Below are 15,728 nucleotides of genomic sequence, written 5' to 3' on the forward strand. Positions count from 1 at the left end.
TCCTACGCTTAATTCTGAACGCTAACAATAATATATATCTACAGCGGACGGAAAATATCATGGGCATAATAACTTTGCGGCAAGCTGATAGATCGCATCGCGACTTGATCTCGTTATCCTCGATTCGTCAAAGAGCAGACCGGCTATTATTGGTGCTGGCCTGGGTGATGTGGGCCGTTTCGCTGGGCGTGGGCTGGATGAATGATAACCCCAGTCTGGCGCTGCTGGTGGCGACGATTCTGGCGGGGCTTGCCACCCTGATGACGCTGCTTTTTGCGGGCAAACTCATCACACGCTTAGTTTATGCGTTTATTCTAATGGCCTATTCCGCACTGCTGATTCAGCTTGGCGGCGGCGAGACTGAATATCATTTCTCGGTATTTGTTTTGCTGTCAGCGCTGCTCGCCTGGCGCGACTGGCGGCCATTGATTATGGGCGCAGGAGTGATTGCCGTTCACCACCTGGTATTTAATTATTTACAGGAATATGGGTTGTTTAATATCACCGTGTTTATGCACGCTGGTTTGCACATGGTGATTATGCACGCGGTGTATGTGGTGGCGCAGACGGTATTCCTGGTCTTCCTGGCGGTGCGGATGGAGCAGGACGCACGGTCGGCCAGCGAGGTCGCGAAGCTGGCGGCGGTCATTAACCGTGAGTCGGGCTACCTGACGCTGGAGCGTGATACCAAAACCAGCCGCTCACCCTTTGCGAAAACCTTTAGCCTGACGCTGGACGCCATGCGCAATACGCTTGAGCAGGTCAGCGGTAATGTATCGCAACTGCTGGATGCCTCGCAGACGCTGCTGCAACGTAACACCGCGCTCTCCGAACGCACCGACAGCCAGGCGCGGTCGTTGGCGGTCACTGCCAGCGCCATGGAGCAGCTTGCCAGTGCGGCATCGTTAACCAGTGAGAAGGCCAGCGAAGCGCGCGAACTCGCCGGGCAGGCCAGCGCAGTGGCGCGGGAAGGGGGGGAGAATATCCGTTCAGCCATGGCGTCCATGTCGCACATCCGTGATGAGTCGCTGAAGATCGGCGGCATCCTTGAACTTATCGACGGCATTGCCTTCCAGACCAATATTCTGTCGCTCAATGCTTCCGTCGAAGCTGCGCGGGCCGGTGCTCATGGGAAAGGGTTTGCGGTGGTGGCAGCTGAAGTCCGTACCCTGGCGCTGCGCTGTGAAGGTGCGGCGCGGGACATTCGCCAGCTGGTGGCCGCTTCCGTCGAGAGCACCCATCAGGGCACAGAGCAGGTTGAAAGAGCGGGGAAAACCATGGCGGCAATCATCAATAACATCGACAGTCTACAGGCCTGTGTTGATGTGTTGTCATCGATGAGCGACCAGCAGCGCGCCAGCGTATTACAGATGAAAGGCAGTATTGCGCATATCGATGCCAGCGTGCAGGAGAACGTGCAACACGTGGCGCAAACTATACAGGTCGCGCATCAGCAACAGCAGCATACCGGTGAACTGAAGTCGGCTATTTCGGTGTTCCGGTTGGTGTAAGGTCACAAAAAATGAAAGGTGTATGACAAATAATCCAGTTATGTGACAACTTTCGCAGTTGCCAGAAAACATAATACCGGTACGAAAAATGACAATATAATTGCCCACCCCATCCTCCTACATTGAAACCACTTCAATTCAGGAGGATATACGTGTGGCAAACGATACGAAGTTGTCTATTACCGAAAAGCTGGGATACGGCATGGGCGATGCCGCCTGCGGTATTGTCTACTCTTCGGTCACGATGTTTTTGACTTGGTTTTACACCGATATTTACGGTCTTTCCGCGGCGGCGGTAGGGGTGATGTTCCTGGTGACGCGCGTGCTGGATGCGATAACCGACCCGCTCACCGGTATCGTGGCCGACCGGGTAAAAACCCGCTGGGGCCACTTCCGCCCATGGCTGATCTGGTTTGCGATTCCCTACGCCGTGCTGGCGGTGATGACCTTCACCACGCCCGATTTTGGCGCTTCCGGTAAGCTGGTTTATGCCTACCTGACATACACCTTGCTGATGTTGTGTTACACCTTTATCAATATTCCCTACTGTGCGTTGGGCGGTGTGATCACCCGCGATGAGAAAGATCGCCTGTCGGCACAATCTTATCGTTTTACGATCTCTTCCGTGGCCGGTCTGATGGTCTCCGTCGCCACGCTGTTTCTGGTCGACTACCTGGGTAAAGAAGATAAGCAGTTCGGCTTCCAGGCCACCATGGGGATTATGGGGGCCATCGCCATTGTGATGCTGGCCTTCTGCTTCTTCTCCACCAAAGAGCGCGTGGCGCCCGCGGTGGAGCAGCAGGGCAGCATTCGCGAAGATCTGCGCTCGCTGCTGGCAAACGATCAGTGGCGCATTGTGGCGATCATTACCTTCTTCTCCAGCATGGCTGGGGTGATGCGCAGCGCGGCAACGCTGTATTACGCCACTTATTTGATGATGGGGGGCGTTGAGTCTGCGGCCGGGACGGCGATGAAGTCGGCGTTTGTCTCGACTAGCGTGGTCGGTACCATTATCGGCAGCATCGCGGCGGGCTGGCTGGCGAAGCGTTACCGTGCGGTTTCGCTGTTTAAAAACATTAACCTGCTGCTGGTCGCAGTAGGTGTGGTGATGTTCTTCGTGCCGCCAACCTGGCTACCGGTCGTGTTCCCTTTGTACTTCCTTGTGGGATTCTTCCATCAGATGTATCAACCGTTTAAATGGAACATGATGGCGAACGCCGCCGACTATGGTGAGTGGAAGTTTGGCCGCCGTATTACTGGCCTGTCCTACTCCGGCAACCTGTTTGCGCTGAAAATGGGGATGGCGGTCGCTGGAGCGGTAGTCGGTTTCTCGCTGGGGCTGTTTGGCTATCAGGCAGGCGTTACCGAACAAACACCGATGGCGACGATGGGCATCGTTGGCCTGCTGACGCTGGGACCATCGCTTTCGTATCTGGTGTTATGGTGGCTGTCGCGCTTCTATAAGCTGGATGACCGCGCCATGGCGACCATTCAACGCGACCTTTCCGCACGGCAACAGGCGGCGGTGCAAACTGAGCCGCAAGCCGTCAGCGGCGTATTACATAAAGCCTGAGGAAACGACGATGACATCACATGATTATCATAACCCGATCCTCTGCGCCGACTATTCGGATCCCGATATTGTTCGCGTCGGCGGCGACTTCTTTATGGTTTCGTCGAGCTTCAACCATATGCCCGCGCTGCCGATCCTGCATTCGACCGATCTGGTGAACTGGCAGATCATCAACCATGTTTTTCAGTCGTTACCCCTGGCGGGTTACGACCAGTACCAGCCGGGAAAAGGCGTATGGGCGCCGTCGATTCGTTGGCACGACAATCACCTGTGGGTCTTTTTCAGCACTCCGGATGAAGGTATTTTCATGTGTCGGACCGACGATCCGTGGGGCGAATGGAGTACGCCACACTGCGTGCAGCCCGCGAAAGGCTGGATCGACCCCTGTCCGTTCTGGGATGACAACGGTGACGCCTGGCTGGTCCACGCCTTTGCCCATAGCCGTAGCGGAATTAAACACCAGCTTCAACTGTTCGCCATGTCGCCGGACGGCACTTCGCTGCGCGGGGAAGGGCAGATTATTTACGATGGCAGCTGCGACCAGCCGACGCTGGAAGGGCCAAAAGTCTACAAGCGCGGCGGCTGGTACTACATTTTTGCCCCTGCGGGCAGCGTCGAAACCGGCTGGGAAACGGTGCTGCGCGCGCGCAGCATGAGCGGCCCCTGGGAGGCGAAAAACGTTCTGTTTCAGGGGAATACCCCGGTTAATGGTCCGCATCAGGGCGGCTGGGTTGAGCTGGATGACGGCGAATGCTGGTTTGTCCATTTCCAGGATGCGCATCTGTATGGACGCATCGTTCACCTCCAGCCAATGCGCTGGGAGCAGGACGGTTGGCCGCGTATCGGCGAGCCGCTGGGGGATGCCGGCGCCGGGCAACCGGTGATGCACTGGCCGCGTCCGGCGAGCTTAGCGCCGGCGGTGCCATCACAGCCGCAAACCAGCGATGATTTTGCCTCAGGCGTGCCGGGTCTACAGTGGCAGTGGCAGGCTAATCCGGATCCCCAGTGGCTGCTGCCGGGCGATGGCCAGTTGAATCTCCGCTGCTGCGAACTCCCTTGCGGTGAAGAGAAACAATATTTCTATTGGCTGCCCAACCTGCTGCTGCAGAAATTTCCGGCCTGGCAGTTTAGCGCCGAAACCACGCTGACGCTGAACGCTGAAGCTAACGGCGATGCGGGTGGTCTGGTTATTTACGGTGAACGTTATGCCGCGCTGCTGCTGGAAAAACGTGACGGGCAGCATCGACTGCTGTGGCTGACCGGCTGGATGAGCGATGCGGGCGTGGTACGCGAACGCCGCGAGGTCATTGCGACGCTGGATAGCGCCACCTGCGCAATGCAGGTCGAGGTCGCTCACGGCGGCATCTGCCGCTTTGCCTGGCGTAGCGGTGAGGTGAACTGGCAGCGGGTGACTCAGCCTTTCGCCGCAGGCAAAGGGAAGTGGGTTGGGGCAAAAGTGGGACTGGTAGCAGTGTCGTTAGAAAGCCAGGCGCAGCGCGGAAGCTGCTCGTTTGATCACTTTGCCATCGACATTATCGGCTGATCCGGGCGTTTTTCGTCGTTCTTTTCAATTTTCAGGATGACGTTAGACGTGCGGTAATGACCATCGGCGAGGCCGCGGCTAATCTCAAGCGTTGCGGCCTCCCGATTCAGGACGTGCTGATAGCAGGATTCCGTATGCGCCAGGATTTTGTCGCGCAGATGGGGGTAACGCGCCATCACTTCACATAGCGCGGCGCCGAAGATCTCTTCTTTAATTTGATAACCATAGATTTCTCGGCGATGCTGCCACTTCATTTTCACCAGCGCTGCGGGAATGGGTTCGGAAAGGGCGGAAATGCGACGCCCCTCGGCGTTTTTTTCCTCGCGCAGCGTCTGCAAATTACGCTGAAGAATGGTCTCATCACTGAGTTGTGGGCTTAACGCTATATTAGTCGCGCTAACATCGACAAGTTTCATGCTCACTTATCCGTTAGATTATAAAACATTGGCGCGGTTCTTTCCTGGGTCATTAAATTAAGCCAGATTTTATTACCGTCCTCATTTATCTCCTGAGTTTTTAACTCCATAATTTGACTTAACTCCAGCGCGGAGATCTCCCCCTGAACCACCAGGTTATTTAGCATAAGTGCAAAAGCTTCAATTTTAGCGATGCGATATAATCTGTCTTTAATATGACGATCGCGTTCCTCAACCAATGGGTTACGCGATTGACCGCCGCCAATCAATATCTCGTCCTGCCATGTGGCGAGCGAGGCTTTCTCCTGCTCAGCCTGCTGGCCTGGCGGCGTATCCTTGTTTTCCGCATCTATAGCGGCGATGCAGAAACGGGCTGGGATAAGGGTTTCAGCTATCATATAGGCGTCGTCTGTCGAATGGCTGGAGAATGTTTTTTATTATAGTGAGGTTCGTTGACATTAACATGACGCACTTTTAAAATCAAAAAAAGTGGAGAAAACCATGAGCGGTATTATTTATTTTGTGATGGTGTTGCTGTTACTTACCGTCATTATTTTATTTTTTATGTATGGTCAAAATAACGCACCGTCTGATACCAATAATGAAACCGTTCCCGCTCCGGCCCCCGCGCCGCTGAACAAAGACGAAGGCGAAAATCATTTTGCCGGGCTCATGAGCCGGATTACCCCTTCCTGGTACTGGCGTATTAACCACGAGTATATCGATTTTGTTCAATCGACAATTAAGCGTATGTCGACAGAGCAGCTAAAAGAAAAAGCGGGCCTGTTTGAAGCGCAGGAACGTTGCCGGAATCTCAATGGCGCCGTCTATGAGTATTACGATGAGATTAAACGCCGCTGCCTGAAAGGCGAGCGGGTGACCGACGTCGACCCGGTGGTGCTCAGCCTGCAGCGGTGCTACGAGGAATTTGCTCAGGAGGCCTATCCCGAACTGGTGGCGTTGGTTTGGCCGGACTTCCAGCGACCCTTTATTCGTCCCCACGATGTGTAAGCCGAAGTGTTGATATGATGTTATGTGATTGCGATATACTAGGGTGAATTTGACTCGAAAACAGGACACTATGGAACGCTTTCTGGAAAATGCGATGTACGCATCGCGCTGGATCCTCGCCCCGGTTTATTTTGGCCTCTCGCTGGCGCTGCTGGCCTTAACCCTGAAGTTCTTTCAGGAGATCCTGCACGTGCTGCCGAATATTTTCAGCATGGCGGAAGCCGATTTAATCCTGACCCTGTTGTCGCTGGTGGATATGACGCTGGTGGGCGGCCTGCTGGTGATGGTGATGTTCTCCGGCTATGAAAACTTTGTCTCGCAGCTCGATATCAGTGAACACAAAGAGAAACTGAATTGGCTGGGCAAAATGGACGCCACCTCGCTGAAAAACAAAGTGGCGGCTTCGATTGTGGCTATCTCGTCTATTCACCTGTTACGGGTGTTTATGGATGCCAAAAACGTCCCGGATAACAAGCTGATGTGGTACGTGATTATTCACCTGACTTTTGTACTTTCAGCGTTTGTGATGGGTTACCTCGATAGTCTGACCCGCGCGAAAAAATAGCGATGTAGGCCGGACGGTGGTGCTACGCTTGTCTGGCCTACCCATTCACGTTTTCGGTACGGTCCTACTTATCCGACGACGCCTGCCACAGATTTAGCTGACCATCCGCCACATGCTTATCAATTTGCGCCAGCTCCTCGTGGGAGAAGTGCAGGTTTTCCAGCGCCTTCACGTTCTCTTCAATTTGCTCTGGTCGACTGGCGCCAATCAGCACCGACGTCACGCGGCTGTCTTTCAACAGCCAGCTCAAGGCCATTTGCGCCATTGATTGCCCGCGCTGTTGCGCCATATCGTTGAGTAAGCGCAGACTGCTCAGGTTGCTCTCACTCAGCATATTTTCCGTCAGACCACGCGCCTTTTTGCCTTCCACCTGCATCCGCGAACCTTCCGGAATGCCGTTCAGGTATTTTCCCGTTAGCAGCCCTTGCGCCAGCGGGGTAAAGGCAATACAGCCCACACCGTTGCGCTCAAGCGTATCCAGCAGACCGCTCTTGTCGACCCAGCGGTTGAGCAGATTATAAGAAGGCTGATGAATCAGCAGCGGAATTTTCCACTCGCGCAGCAGCTCAACCATCGCCTGGGTACGTTCGGAAGAGTAGGACGAGATACCAACGTACAGCGCTTTTCCGCTTTGCACCGCATGAGCTAACGCGCTGGCGGTCTCTTCCATCGGAGTGCGTTCATCGACGCGGTGCGAATAAAAGATATCGACGTACTCCAGCCCCATACGCTGTAGGCTTTGGTCGAGACTGGCCAGCAGATATTTACGCGAGCCGCCGGAGCCGTATGGCCCTGGCCACATGTCATAACCCGCTTTGGTTGAGATGATGAGCTCATCGCGATAACCGGCAAAATCTTCCCGTAACAGGCGGCCAAAGTTCTCCTCGGCGCTGCCCGGCGGCGGGCCGTAGTTATTCGCCAGATCGAAGTGGGTAATGCCGCAGTCAAAGGCTTTGCGCAGCAGGGCGCGCTGGTCGTCTAGCGCGTGAATATGACCAAAGCTGTGCCATAGGCCGAGGGACAGCGCAGGAAGCTGTAAACCGCTGCGGCCGCAGTAGCGATACTGCATCTGTTCATAACGGGCTGGGTTTGCTTGCCAGGCCATAACATCTCCTTCTCTTATTTTTGAAACGCTGTTTCCAGAATACTTGCTTTGCGTATGAATGCCCGTCGGCGCGATCACAGTGCCGGGAATTGGCTGAAGGCTTCCTCTTCAGGATTCGCGTTTAAATAGCGCTAGCCAGCGCTCAAATAATCGCTATATAATTTTATATATAACGATTGAGGGGACACAAATGGATAACCATTTTGGCAAAGGGCTGATGGCGGGGCTGCAGGCGTCTTATGCCGATAGCGCGCAAAAGGTGATTGGTTTTTGCGCCGACTATAAACGCGGCTTTGTGCTGGGCTTTTCGCACCGAATGTTTGAGAGGACCGGCGACCGGCAGCTCAGCGCCTGGGAAGCGGGGATTCTGACGCGGCGCTACGGGCTGGATAAAGAAATGGTGATGGACTTCTTTAAAGAGCATGACTCCAGCACGACCGTTCGCTACTTTATGGCGGGATACCGGCTGGAAGGGCAATAAAACCGGGCGCCAGGCACCCGGTCAATCAAGCCATTACTGCTGACGCTTATCTTCCGTATTGGTGTCAAAATCGCTGGCGGCATGACGTTCGTGCAGCTGCTCATTCAACGGACCATTGGTACGGTTGACGATACGACCGCGCTTTACGCCCGGACGGCTGGCGATATCCTGCGCCCAGCGCAGCACGTTCTTGTAGCTTCCCGCATCAAGGAATTCCGCCGCGCCGTAGACGTTGCCGAGCACAACGTTGCCATACCATGGCCAGATGGCGATATCGGCGATGGTGTACTCTTCCCCTGCCACGTAGCGCCCGCGCGCCAGCTGTTTGTCCAGCACGTCCAGTTGACGTTTGGCTTCCATGGTGAAGCGGTCAATCGCGTACTCAATCTTTACCGGCGCGTAGTTATAAAAGTGACCAAAACCGCCGCCGAGGAACGGGGCTGAGCCCTGCAGCCAGAACAGCCAGTTCAGCGTTTCGGTGCGCCCGGCCGGATCTTTGGGCAGGAAATGGCCAAATTTTTCCGCCAGATAGAGCAGGATGTTGCCAGACTCAAACACGCGGGTTGGCGGCGTGGTGGCGTGGTCGCTCAATGCCGGAATCTTCGAGTTTGGGTTCACTTCCACAAAGCCGCTGGAGAACTGATCGCCTTCGCCAATGCGAATAAGCCACGCGTCGTACTCCGCTTCCGTGACGCCTGCCGCCAGCAGTTCTTCGAGCATAATCGTGACTTTCTGGCCGTTTGGCGTGCCAAGGGAGTAAAGCTGGAGGGGATGCTGGCCTACCGGCAGCGCTTGTTCATGAGTGGCACCGGAAATCGGGCGGTTGATATTGGCAAATGCGCCGCCGTTGTTTTGCTTCCATTCCCAAACTTTGGGGGGCTGATAGGTGTTCTCTGACATAATCGCTCGCCTTATTTTGATGATGTGTTGAGGTAGTGAAGTTTAGCAGCTTCAGGCAAAAACCCGGGCCTCTCTCGCGCACATGTTGCCCATTTTTCAGATGAATATTTTTCCCGATAATGGGTCATCCTCGTATACACGGGTGTATGATTAATCCACTTTTGTTGGATTAATTTCAACGTACGGGTGACAAAACCGCACGGTATGTTTGAGGACGGTTCATGAGCAAGGGAAGTACCAATAGTGACGCCCCATTTGGCACGTTGTTGGGGTATGCGCCGGGCGGCGTAGCGATTTACTCTTCAAATTACAGCAGCTTAAAACCAGGTGATATGCCTGACGACGCTTCGTTTCGTAGCTACATCGATAACGAATATATGGGCCACAAGTGGCAGTGCGTCGAGTTTGCCCGCCGCTTTCTGTTCATCAACTACGGATTTGTCTTCACCGATGTGAGTATGGCCTACGAGATCTTCTCTCTGCGCTATCTGCGTCAGGTGGTGAACGACGCCATTCTCCCGCTGCAGGCTTTTGCTAATGGTTCCCGTCGCGCGCCGCTCGTCGGCTCTTTGCTTATCTGGCAGAAGGGCGGCGAGTTTAATGAAACCGGCCACGTGGCGGTGATTACCCAACTGCTGGGCAACAAGGTGCGTATCGCCGAGCAGAACGTGCTGCACTCGGCGTTGCCGGCGGGCCAGCAGTGGACCCGCGAGCTTACGTTAGAGGTGAAAGACGGCCACTACACGCTACATGATACCTTCGATGACACCACCATTCTTGGCTGGATGATCCAGACTGACGATGCGCGTTACAGCCTGCCGCAGCCGGCGATTGCCGGTGAAGCGCTGAAGCTGGGCGGAGCGCGTCTGGAGAATAACGGTCAGTTTGAGGGCAAATGGCTCGACGAAAAAGATTCACTCCAGCAGGCGTATATCGCCGCCAACGGTCATGTGATTAACGGCGATCCGTATCAGTATTTCACCATGACCGAGAGCGCAGAGCAGGAGCTGATTAAAGCGACCAACGAGATGCACCTGATGTATCTCCACGCCACCGACAAAGTGATGCGTGATGACAACCTGCTGGCGCTGTTTGATATTCCTAAAATCCTCTGGCCGCGTCTGCGCCTTTCGTGGCAGCGTCGTCGCCACGATATGATCACCGGGCGCATGGATTTCTGCATGGACGAGCGCGGGCTGAAGGTCTACGAGTACAACGCTGACTCCGCCTCCTGCCACACCGAAGGCGGCCTGATTCTCGAACAGTGGCTGAAAACCGGCTATCGCGGCAACGGCCACAACCCGGCGGAAGACCTGCTGGGCGAGCTGGTGGGCGCGTGGAAACACAGCCAGGCAAGGCCGTTCGTGCACATCATGCAGGACAACGATCTGGAAGAAAATTACCACGCCCAGTTTATGCAGCGCGCCCTTGAGCAGGCGGGCTTCGAGAGCAAAATTCTCTACGGCCTCGACGAGCTGCGCTGGGATGCTGCCGGTCAGCTGATTGATGGCGACGGTCGTCTGGTGAACTGCGTGTGGAAAACCTGGGCGTGGGAAACGGCGATTGAGCAGGTGCGCGAGGTGGATGAAGACGAATACGCCGCCGTGCCGATTCGTACCGGTCACCCGGATAACGAAGTGCGCCTGATTGATGTGCTGCTGCGCCCGGAAGTGATGGTCTTCGAGCCGCTGTGGACGGTGATTCCCGGCAACAAAGCCATTCTCCCGGTGCTGTGGTCGCTGTTCCCGAACCATCCGTATCTGCTGGATACCGACTTTGAGGTGAGCGAGCATCTGGCCAAAACCGGCTATGCCATCAAGCCGATTTCCGGGCGTTGCGGCAGCAATATCGATCTGGTCAGCGGCCACGATCAGCTACTGGATCAAACCAGCGGTAAATTTAATGACCGGAAAAATATTTACCAGCAGCTTTGGTGCTTGCCAAACGTGGCGGGAAAATATATTCAGGTATGTACCTTTACCGTCGGCGGTAACTACGGCGGCACCTGCCTGCGCGGCGATGCTTCTCTGGTGATTAAAAAAGAGAGCGATATCGAACCGCTGGTGGTGATTAAAGATAAAAAATAGTAGGCCGGATAAGGCGGATCCGCCATCCGGCAATCTGTGTCGGGTTGCCTGATGGCGCTTCGCTAATCAGGCCTACGTAAAGAAAGTCTGCAGTAAACACAACAACAAGACAGAAAAGGAAAAGAATATGCACGATCGGCGACTCGCCGCGCGCGCGGGGGAACTCAAACCCTCCGCCGTCCGCGAACTCCTCAAGCACAGTAAACTGCCCGGCGTGATTTCTCTCGGCGGCGGCATTCCGGCGCCGGAGCTTTTTGATACCGAAGGGCTGGAGCTGGCGGTGCAGAAGGTGATGAGCGAACGCTTTAACGATGCGTTCCAGTACGGGCTGACCGAAGGCTACCCGCCGCTGCGCCAGGCCGTGAGCGAACTGTGTCAGGCGCGCGGCGTGGCCTGTCAGGCAAGCCATGTTTATATCACCTCAGGCTCGCAGCAGTCGCTGGATATCGTTGCCCGCACGCTGCTCGATCCGGGCGATACCATTGTCGTTGAGCGCCCAACCTACCTCGCGGCGTTGCAGGTGTTTCAACTGGCGCAGGCCAACATCCTGAGCGTCGATACCGACGACAACGGCATGCTGGTGGAACAGCTTGCCGAGCTGCTGACCACCACGCGTGTTAAAGCCGTTTATCTGGTGCCAACCTTCGGTAATCCTGGTGGTAAAACGTTGAGCGACGATCGTCGCCGCCGTCTGGTGGAGCTGGCGAAGCAGCATGACGTGGTGATTATTGAAGACGATCCCTACGGTGAAATCAGCTTTACCGATGAAGTGCAGCGTCCGCTGTATCAGCATGCGGTGGAATTAGGCTGTGAAGATCAGGTGGTCTATACCTCGACCTTCTCCAAAATTCTGGCGCCGGGCATGCGTATTGGCTGGATCGTGATGCCGGACTGGCTGGCGCAACAGACGGTGATCGTCAAGCAGGCCGCCGATCTGCACACCAATATGCTGTCGCAGGTGATTACCGCTGAATACCTGAGCCTGGGCCGTCTGGAAAACCAGATTGCGCTCATCCGCGAAGACTACCGTAAGAAGTGCGAGGCGCTGGCCGACGCGCTGGAAAGCCGTCTGGGCGAGCATCTTGAGTTCAGCCGTCCGAAAGGGGGGATGTTCCTGTGGGCGCGTTTCCGTTATCCGTTCGATACCATGAAGTGGCTGGAGAAAACGCTGGAAAATGGCGTGGTGTACGTGCCGGGTGAAGCGTTCTATAACGACAATCCGGATACCCGCACGCTGCGTTTATCCTACTCGACGGTGTCGCTGGAAGGTCTGCAAACCGCCGTTGAGCGTCTGGCGAAGTCGCTGTAATGCTTTTTCGTTCCGCGCCGCCTTCTGGCGCGGAACGTCCTCCACGGATTTATTCCGTTTCCGCAATTCTGTCGTCAAGCCAGATCAGCATCAGCGATGCTAAAAAGGCGACGGTGACGGTGCCAATAAATAACCACATCAGAACTACCTCAGCTTATTGTTCTTATTATTCTGCTGTTCACTACCGCTTTCGCTTGATTCATAGCTGACATCGCAGGGTCCGATTAAAAAAACAAAGGTGAAAAATAAGAGGTTGTTCGTATCAGATCAACCCTATTTTTCGTGTGGCGGTGACGCATGAGAGGGAATCGCTATGCTCCCTGAGGGAGCCGCAGACTAATCCGTACAGCGTAGAGCCGCTGTACCTCGTGAAGAGGAAATCTTTGCTGAAGAGAAATTGCTACCGTATTCGCCATTGAAATTGCGTACAGAATAAGCGGTAAAAATGAGTAATGGCGTTCCAGGTGTAAGCGACTATCAAGGGCCGGCAGGTGGATGGGGAGCGGTAAAAGCGGTTACCGCATCGGTATTTTCGCAAAAGGCCATCGCGCGCGATGTCATCGCGATGTTTCGCATGAATCAGGTAAAGGGTTTCGACTGCCCTGGCTGCGCGTGGCCGGACCCCAGCCATCGTTCGCCGATGGAGCTGTGTGAAAATGGCGTGAAAGCCGTTTCCTGGGAAACCACCAGCAAGAAAGCCTCCCCGGAATTCTTCCGCCAGCATACCGTGGCCGAGCTGTGGAAATACAGCGATTACGAGCTGGAGAACGTTGGCCGTTTGACGCATCCGATGAAGTACGACGCCGTCACCGATACCTGGCAGGCCGTCGAATGGCAGGTGGCATTTGCCGAAATCGGCGAACGCCTGCGCAGCTACGACTCCCCGGAACGTGTCGAGTTCTATACCTCCGGGCGTACCTCCAACGAAGCCGCGTTTCTTTACCAGCTATTTGCCCGCGAATACGGCAGCAACAACTTCCCGGACTGCTCCAACATGTGCCACGGGCCAACCAGCGCCGGGCTGACCAGCGCTATCGGGCTGGGGAAGGGCACCGTCGAACTGGATGATTTCGAGCACTGTGATTTGGTTATCTGCATCGGCCACAATCCGGGTACTAACCACCCACGGATGCTGACCACTCTGCGTGAAGTGGCGCAGCGCGGCGGGCGTATTATCTCTATCAATCCGTTGGCGGAGCGCGGTCTTGAACGTTTTAGCTTCCCGCAAAGCCCGACGGACATGCTGAAAGGCCATGCCACGACGCTCAGTAACGACTACTACCAGGTCAAAATGGGCGGCGACGCCTCGCTGCTGAAAGGCGTCATGAAGGCGCTGATTGAGATGGACGAAGCCAGAACCTTGCTTGGCCAGGAACCGTGCCTCGACCGCGCGTTCCTGGCTGAGCATACCCACGGCTATCAGGCGCTGTATGACGATCTGCATCGCTGTCACTGGGCGGATCTGGAACAGGACTCTGGTTTGAGTCGTAGCCAGATGGAAGACCTGGCCTACCGTTACGACCGCTCAAAAGCCACCATCATCTGCTATGGTCTGGGGATTACCCAGCATAAAAACGGCACCGAAAACGTCCAGCAACTGGTGAACCTGCTGCTGTTGAAGGGCAATATCGGCAAACCGGGCGCCGGTATCTGCCCACTGCGCGGCCATTCCAACGTGCAGGGCGACCGTTCGGTCGGCATTAACGAGGCGGCGCCGGAAGCCTTTTTGTCGCGCCTGGAAGGGCACTTTGGCATTCGCGTACCTCGCAAGCATGGTCGCTCCAGCGTTGAGAGCATTCGCGCCATCGAGAGCGGTGACGCACAGGCTTTGATCTGCATGGGCGGCAATCTGGCGGTGGCGATGCCACAACCACAGCGCACCTTTGAAGCGATGAAAAAGCTGGATTTGCAGGTCCACGTGGCGACCAAACTCAATCGCTCGCATCTGTTGATGGCGAAACATAACTACCTGTTCCCGGCGCTGGGTCGCACCGAGCGCGATATACAGGCGAGCGGCATCCAGTCGGTCACCGTCGAAGATTCCATGTCGATGGTGCACGCCTCCTGCGGCGCGCTGAAACCGGCATCGCGTTGGCTGAAGTCGGAGCCGGCGATTGTCGCCGGGCTGGCGCGCGCGACGTTACCTGACTCGCCGGTGAACTGGGAAGCGATGACCGATAACTATGCGTTGATTCGTGAGGCCATCGGCAGCGTGATTCCGGCGTTCGCCAACTATAACGCGCGCATCGCCGAACCGGGCGGCTTCCGTGTGGATACGCCCGCGTCGCGACGCGAATGGCACACGGAGAGCGGTAAAGCGAACTTTGTGGTTAGCCGCCAGCGAGCGGTGGATCGTCAGAATCAGCCGGATGATGCGCTGGTGCTGGCGACGTTACGTAGCCATGACCAGTACAACACCACGATATACGGCATGAACGATCGCTACCGCGGGATTACCGGCCGTCGCGATGTGGCATTTTTAAGCCAGACGGAAGCCGAGGCGCGGGGGCTGGCGGCAGGCGACGTCATTAACATTCAAGCGCTGGAGGACAACGGCGAGCCGAGCATCGAACGTGCGATGTATGGATTGACGGTGGTGGTTTACAGCATGGCTGCCGGTTCGATTGGCGCCTATTTGCCGGAGGCGAACGTGCTGCTGTCACTTGATGCGGTGGATACCCAGAGCCTGACGCCTGCCTATAAGAGCGTGCCGGTCATCATTCGCAAAGCGTAGCGAGAGGGATAACGCATCCACAACCCGGTTTAGCGGCCGGGTTGTGGCCTGGAACGATTGGGCTATCAGCGCTGTAATTCCGCCTGAGCCGCCGCCAGCTCTTCCTGGGCTTCATCCAGTTTCTGCTGTTTTTTAGCGACTTTATCCGAGCGCCCTGAGGCCTGAGCCTCTTTTAATTCCGCCTGGCGTTCGTTCACCTTCTCTTGTTTTTCGGCGACCTTCTGCTGACGTTCCTTTTGCAAAGAGGCATCGGTACAGTTGGCCTCAACCTCTTGCAGCGCGGTGGTCAGCCCGTTGACCCGATGCTGATTGTTGTGCGCGCGGGCATATTCAATCTGGCGGGTGATCTCTTGTTTTTTAGCGGCGCAGCCGGTTAATTCCGCGGCACTGACGCCAGTGCTGAAGCTGAAAAGGGCCGGTGCAATAACCAGAGTGCTCATTATTGTCTTTTTAATTAATAACATTTAACAGATATCCTGACGGTAATAAAAAC

At 55.6% G+C, this 15,728-nt stretch carries 14 protein-coding genes; 9 read left to right on the plus strand and 5 right to left on the minus strand.

Annotated features, from left to right (window positions below; all coding sequences use genetic code 11):
- Nucleotides 1–59 precede the first annotated feature (59 nt).
- The 3 genes from NNN71_RS18705 (at nucleotide 60) to NNN71_RS18715 (ending at nucleotide 4,627) form a co-directional block, all read left to right on the plus strand.
- A complete protein-coding gene (locus NNN71_RS18705; RefSeq protein WP_271459093.1) occupies nucleotides 60–1,511 on the plus strand; it encodes a methyl-accepting chemotaxis protein in 1,452 nt (483 codons plus the stop codon).
- Nucleotides 1,512–1,665: 154 nt separating this feature from the next.
- On the plus strand, nucleotides 1,666–3,084 hold the full coding sequence (locus tag NNN71_RS18710) for a glycoside-pentoside-hexuronide (GPH):cation symporter (protein ID WP_249022736.1): 1,419 nt from the start codon (nucleotides 1,666–1,668) through the stop codon (nucleotides 3,082–3,084).
- A 10-nt stretch (nucleotides 3,085–3,094) separates the two neighbouring features.
- Nucleotides 3,095–4,627: a glycoside hydrolase family 43 protein gene (locus NNN71_RS18715; RefSeq protein WP_271459094.1), complete on the plus strand. Its 1,533-nt coding sequence runs from the start codon at nucleotides 3,095–3,097 to the stop codon at nucleotides 4,625–4,627.
- Here NNN71_RS18715 and NNN71_RS18720 read toward each other — a convergent pair.
- Entirely contained in the window at nucleotides 4,600–5,043 is a 444-nt protein-coding gene (locus NNN71_RS18720; protein ID WP_271459095.1) for a cytoplasmic protein, read from the minus strand. The genes NNN71_RS18715 and NNN71_RS18720 overlap by 28 nt on opposite strands.
- 2 nt (nucleotides 5,044–5,045) lie before the next feature.
- Entirely contained in the window at nucleotides 5,046–5,441 is a 396-nt protein-coding gene (locus NNN71_RS18725; RefSeq protein ID WP_167575015.1) for a hypothetical protein, read from the minus strand.
- 103 nt (nucleotides 5,442–5,544) lie between these two features.
- Here NNN71_RS18725 and NNN71_RS18730 point away from each other — a divergent pair, with 103 nt between their 5' ends.
- The gene (locus NNN71_RS18730; protein WP_223803846.1) at nucleotides 5,545–6,054 is read left to right on the plus strand and encodes an ESA_00282 family adhesion-associated protein; all 510 of its coding nucleotides are present in this window, start codon (nucleotides 5,545–5,547) and stop codon (nucleotides 6,052–6,054) included.
- Between the two features lie 70 nt (nucleotides 6,055–6,124).
- Nucleotides 6,125–6,619: a TIGR00645 family protein gene (locus NNN71_RS18735; RefSeq protein ID WP_064542423.1), complete on the plus strand. Its 495-nt coding sequence runs from the start codon at nucleotides 6,125–6,127 to the stop codon at nucleotides 6,617–6,619.
- A 64-nt stretch (nucleotides 6,620–6,683) separates the two neighbouring features.
- On the opposite strand, the gene NNN71_RS18740 is transcribed toward NNN71_RS18735, so the two are convergent.
- Complete coding sequence (locus tag NNN71_RS18740) at nucleotides 6,684–7,724, minus strand: aldo/keto reductase (RefSeq protein ID WP_271459096.1); 1,041 nt, start codon at nucleotides 7,722–7,724, stop codon at nucleotides 6,684–6,686.
- Nucleotides 7,725–7,914: 190 nt separating this feature from the next.
- Between NNN71_RS18740 and NNN71_RS18745 the strand changes: the two genes are divergently transcribed.
- Nucleotides 7,915–8,205 (plus strand): DUF2623 family protein, encoded by a 291-nt coding sequence (locus NNN71_RS18745; RefSeq protein ID WP_163448695.1) that lies wholly within the window; start codon nucleotides 7,915–7,917, stop codon nucleotides 8,203–8,205.
- A 33-nt stretch (nucleotides 8,206–8,238) separates the two neighbouring features.
- On the opposite strand, the gene yghU is transcribed toward NNN71_RS18745, so the two are convergent.
- Nucleotides 8,239–9,105 carry a glutathione-dependent disulfide-bond oxidoreductase gene (yghU, locus tag NNN71_RS18750; protein WP_223803848.1) on the minus strand — a complete coding sequence of 289 codons (867 nt, stop codon included), beginning with the start codon at nucleotides 9,103–9,105 and terminating at the stop codon, nucleotides 8,239–8,241.
- A gap of 221 nt (nucleotides 9,106–9,326) precedes the next feature.
- Here yghU and gss point away from each other — a divergent pair, with 221 nt between their 5' ends.
- The 3 genes from gss (at nucleotide 9,327) to NNN71_RS18765 (ending at nucleotide 15,235) form a co-directional block, all read left to right on the plus strand.
- Entirely contained in the window at nucleotides 9,327–11,192 is a 1,866-nt protein-coding gene (gene gss, locus NNN71_RS18755; protein WP_167575019.1) for a bifunctional glutathionylspermidine amidase/synthase, read from the plus strand.
- A gap of 127 nt (nucleotides 11,193–11,319) precedes the next feature.
- Nucleotides 11,320–12,501 (plus strand): aminotransferase-like domain-containing protein, encoded by a 1,182-nt coding sequence (locus tag NNN71_RS18760; protein ID WP_167575020.1) that lies wholly within the window; start codon nucleotides 11,320–11,322, stop codon nucleotides 12,499–12,501.
- Nucleotides 12,502–12,946: 445 nt separating this feature from the next.
- The gene (locus tag NNN71_RS18765) at nucleotides 12,947–15,235 is read left to right on the plus strand and encodes an FdhF/YdeP family oxidoreductase (protein WP_271459097.1); all 2,289 of its coding nucleotides are present in this window, start codon (nucleotides 12,947–12,949) and stop codon (nucleotides 15,233–15,235) included.
- Nucleotides 15,236–15,300: 65 nt separating this feature from the next.
- Here the strand turns inward: NNN71_RS18765 and NNN71_RS18770 are convergent, their stop codons facing one another.
- Nucleotides 15,301–15,675 (minus strand): DUF1090 domain-containing protein, encoded by a 375-nt coding sequence (locus NNN71_RS18770; protein ID WP_223882140.1) that lies wholly within the window; start codon nucleotides 15,673–15,675, stop codon nucleotides 15,301–15,303.
- Nucleotides 15,676–15,728 lie beyond the last annotated feature (53 nt).

Origin of the sequence: Kluyvera sp. Awk 3 (assembly GCF_028069715.1) — a bacterium.
Taxonomy (GTDB): domain Bacteria; phylum Pseudomonadota; class Gammaproteobacteria; order Enterobacterales; family Enterobacteriaceae; genus Kluyvera; species Kluyvera georgiana_A.

Excerpts from the sequence above, each read along its gene's own strand:
- NNN71_RS18715 (WP_271459094.1), top strand. The coding sequence starts at position 3,095 with ATGACATCACATGATTATCATAACCCGATCCTCTGCGCCGACTATTCG.
- NNN71_RS18770 (WP_223882140.1), bottom strand. The coding sequence starts at position 15,675 with ATGAGCACTCTGGTTATTGCACCGGCCCTTTTCAGCTTCAGCACTGGC.
- NNN71_RS18730 (WP_223803846.1), top strand. The coding sequence starts at position 5,545 with ATGAGCGGTATTATTTATTTTGTGATGGTGTTGCTGTTACTTACCGTC.
- NNN71_RS18745 (WP_163448695.1), top strand. The coding sequence starts at position 7,915 with ATGGATAACCATTTTGGCAAAGGGCTGATGGCGGGGCTGCAGGCGTCT.
- NNN71_RS18705 (WP_271459093.1), top strand. The coding sequence starts at position 60 with ATGGGCATAATAACTTTGCGGCAAGCTGATAGATCGCATCGCGACTTG.
- NNN71_RS18720 (WP_271459095.1), bottom strand. The coding sequence starts at position 5,043 with ATGAAACTTGTCGATGTTAGCGCGACTAATATAGCGTTAAGCCCACAA.
- gss (WP_167575019.1), top strand. The coding sequence starts at position 9,327 with ATGAGCAAGGGAAGTACCAATAGTGACGCCCCATTTGGCACGTTGTTG.
- NNN71_RS18740 (WP_271459096.1), bottom strand. The coding sequence starts at position 7,724 with ATGGCCTGGCAAGCAAACCCAGCCCGTTATGAACAGATGCAGTATCGC.
- yghU (WP_223803848.1), bottom strand. The coding sequence starts at position 9,105 with ATGTCAGAGAACACCTATCAGCCCCCCAAAGTTTGGGAATGGAAGCAA.
- NNN71_RS18765 (WP_271459097.1), top strand. The coding sequence starts at position 12,947 with ATGAGTAATGGCGTTCCAGGTGTAAGCGACTATCAAGGGCCGGCAGGT.
- NNN71_RS18760 (WP_167575020.1), top strand. The coding sequence starts at position 11,320 with ATGCACGATCGGCGACTCGCCGCGCGCGCGGGGGAACTCAAACCCTCC.
- NNN71_RS18725 (WP_167575015.1), bottom strand. The coding sequence starts at position 5,441 with ATGATAGCTGAAACCCTTATCCCAGCCCGTTTCTGCATCGCCGCTATA.
- NNN71_RS18735 (WP_064542423.1), top strand. The coding sequence starts at position 6,125 with ATGGAACGCTTTCTGGAAAATGCGATGTACGCATCGCGCTGGATCCTC.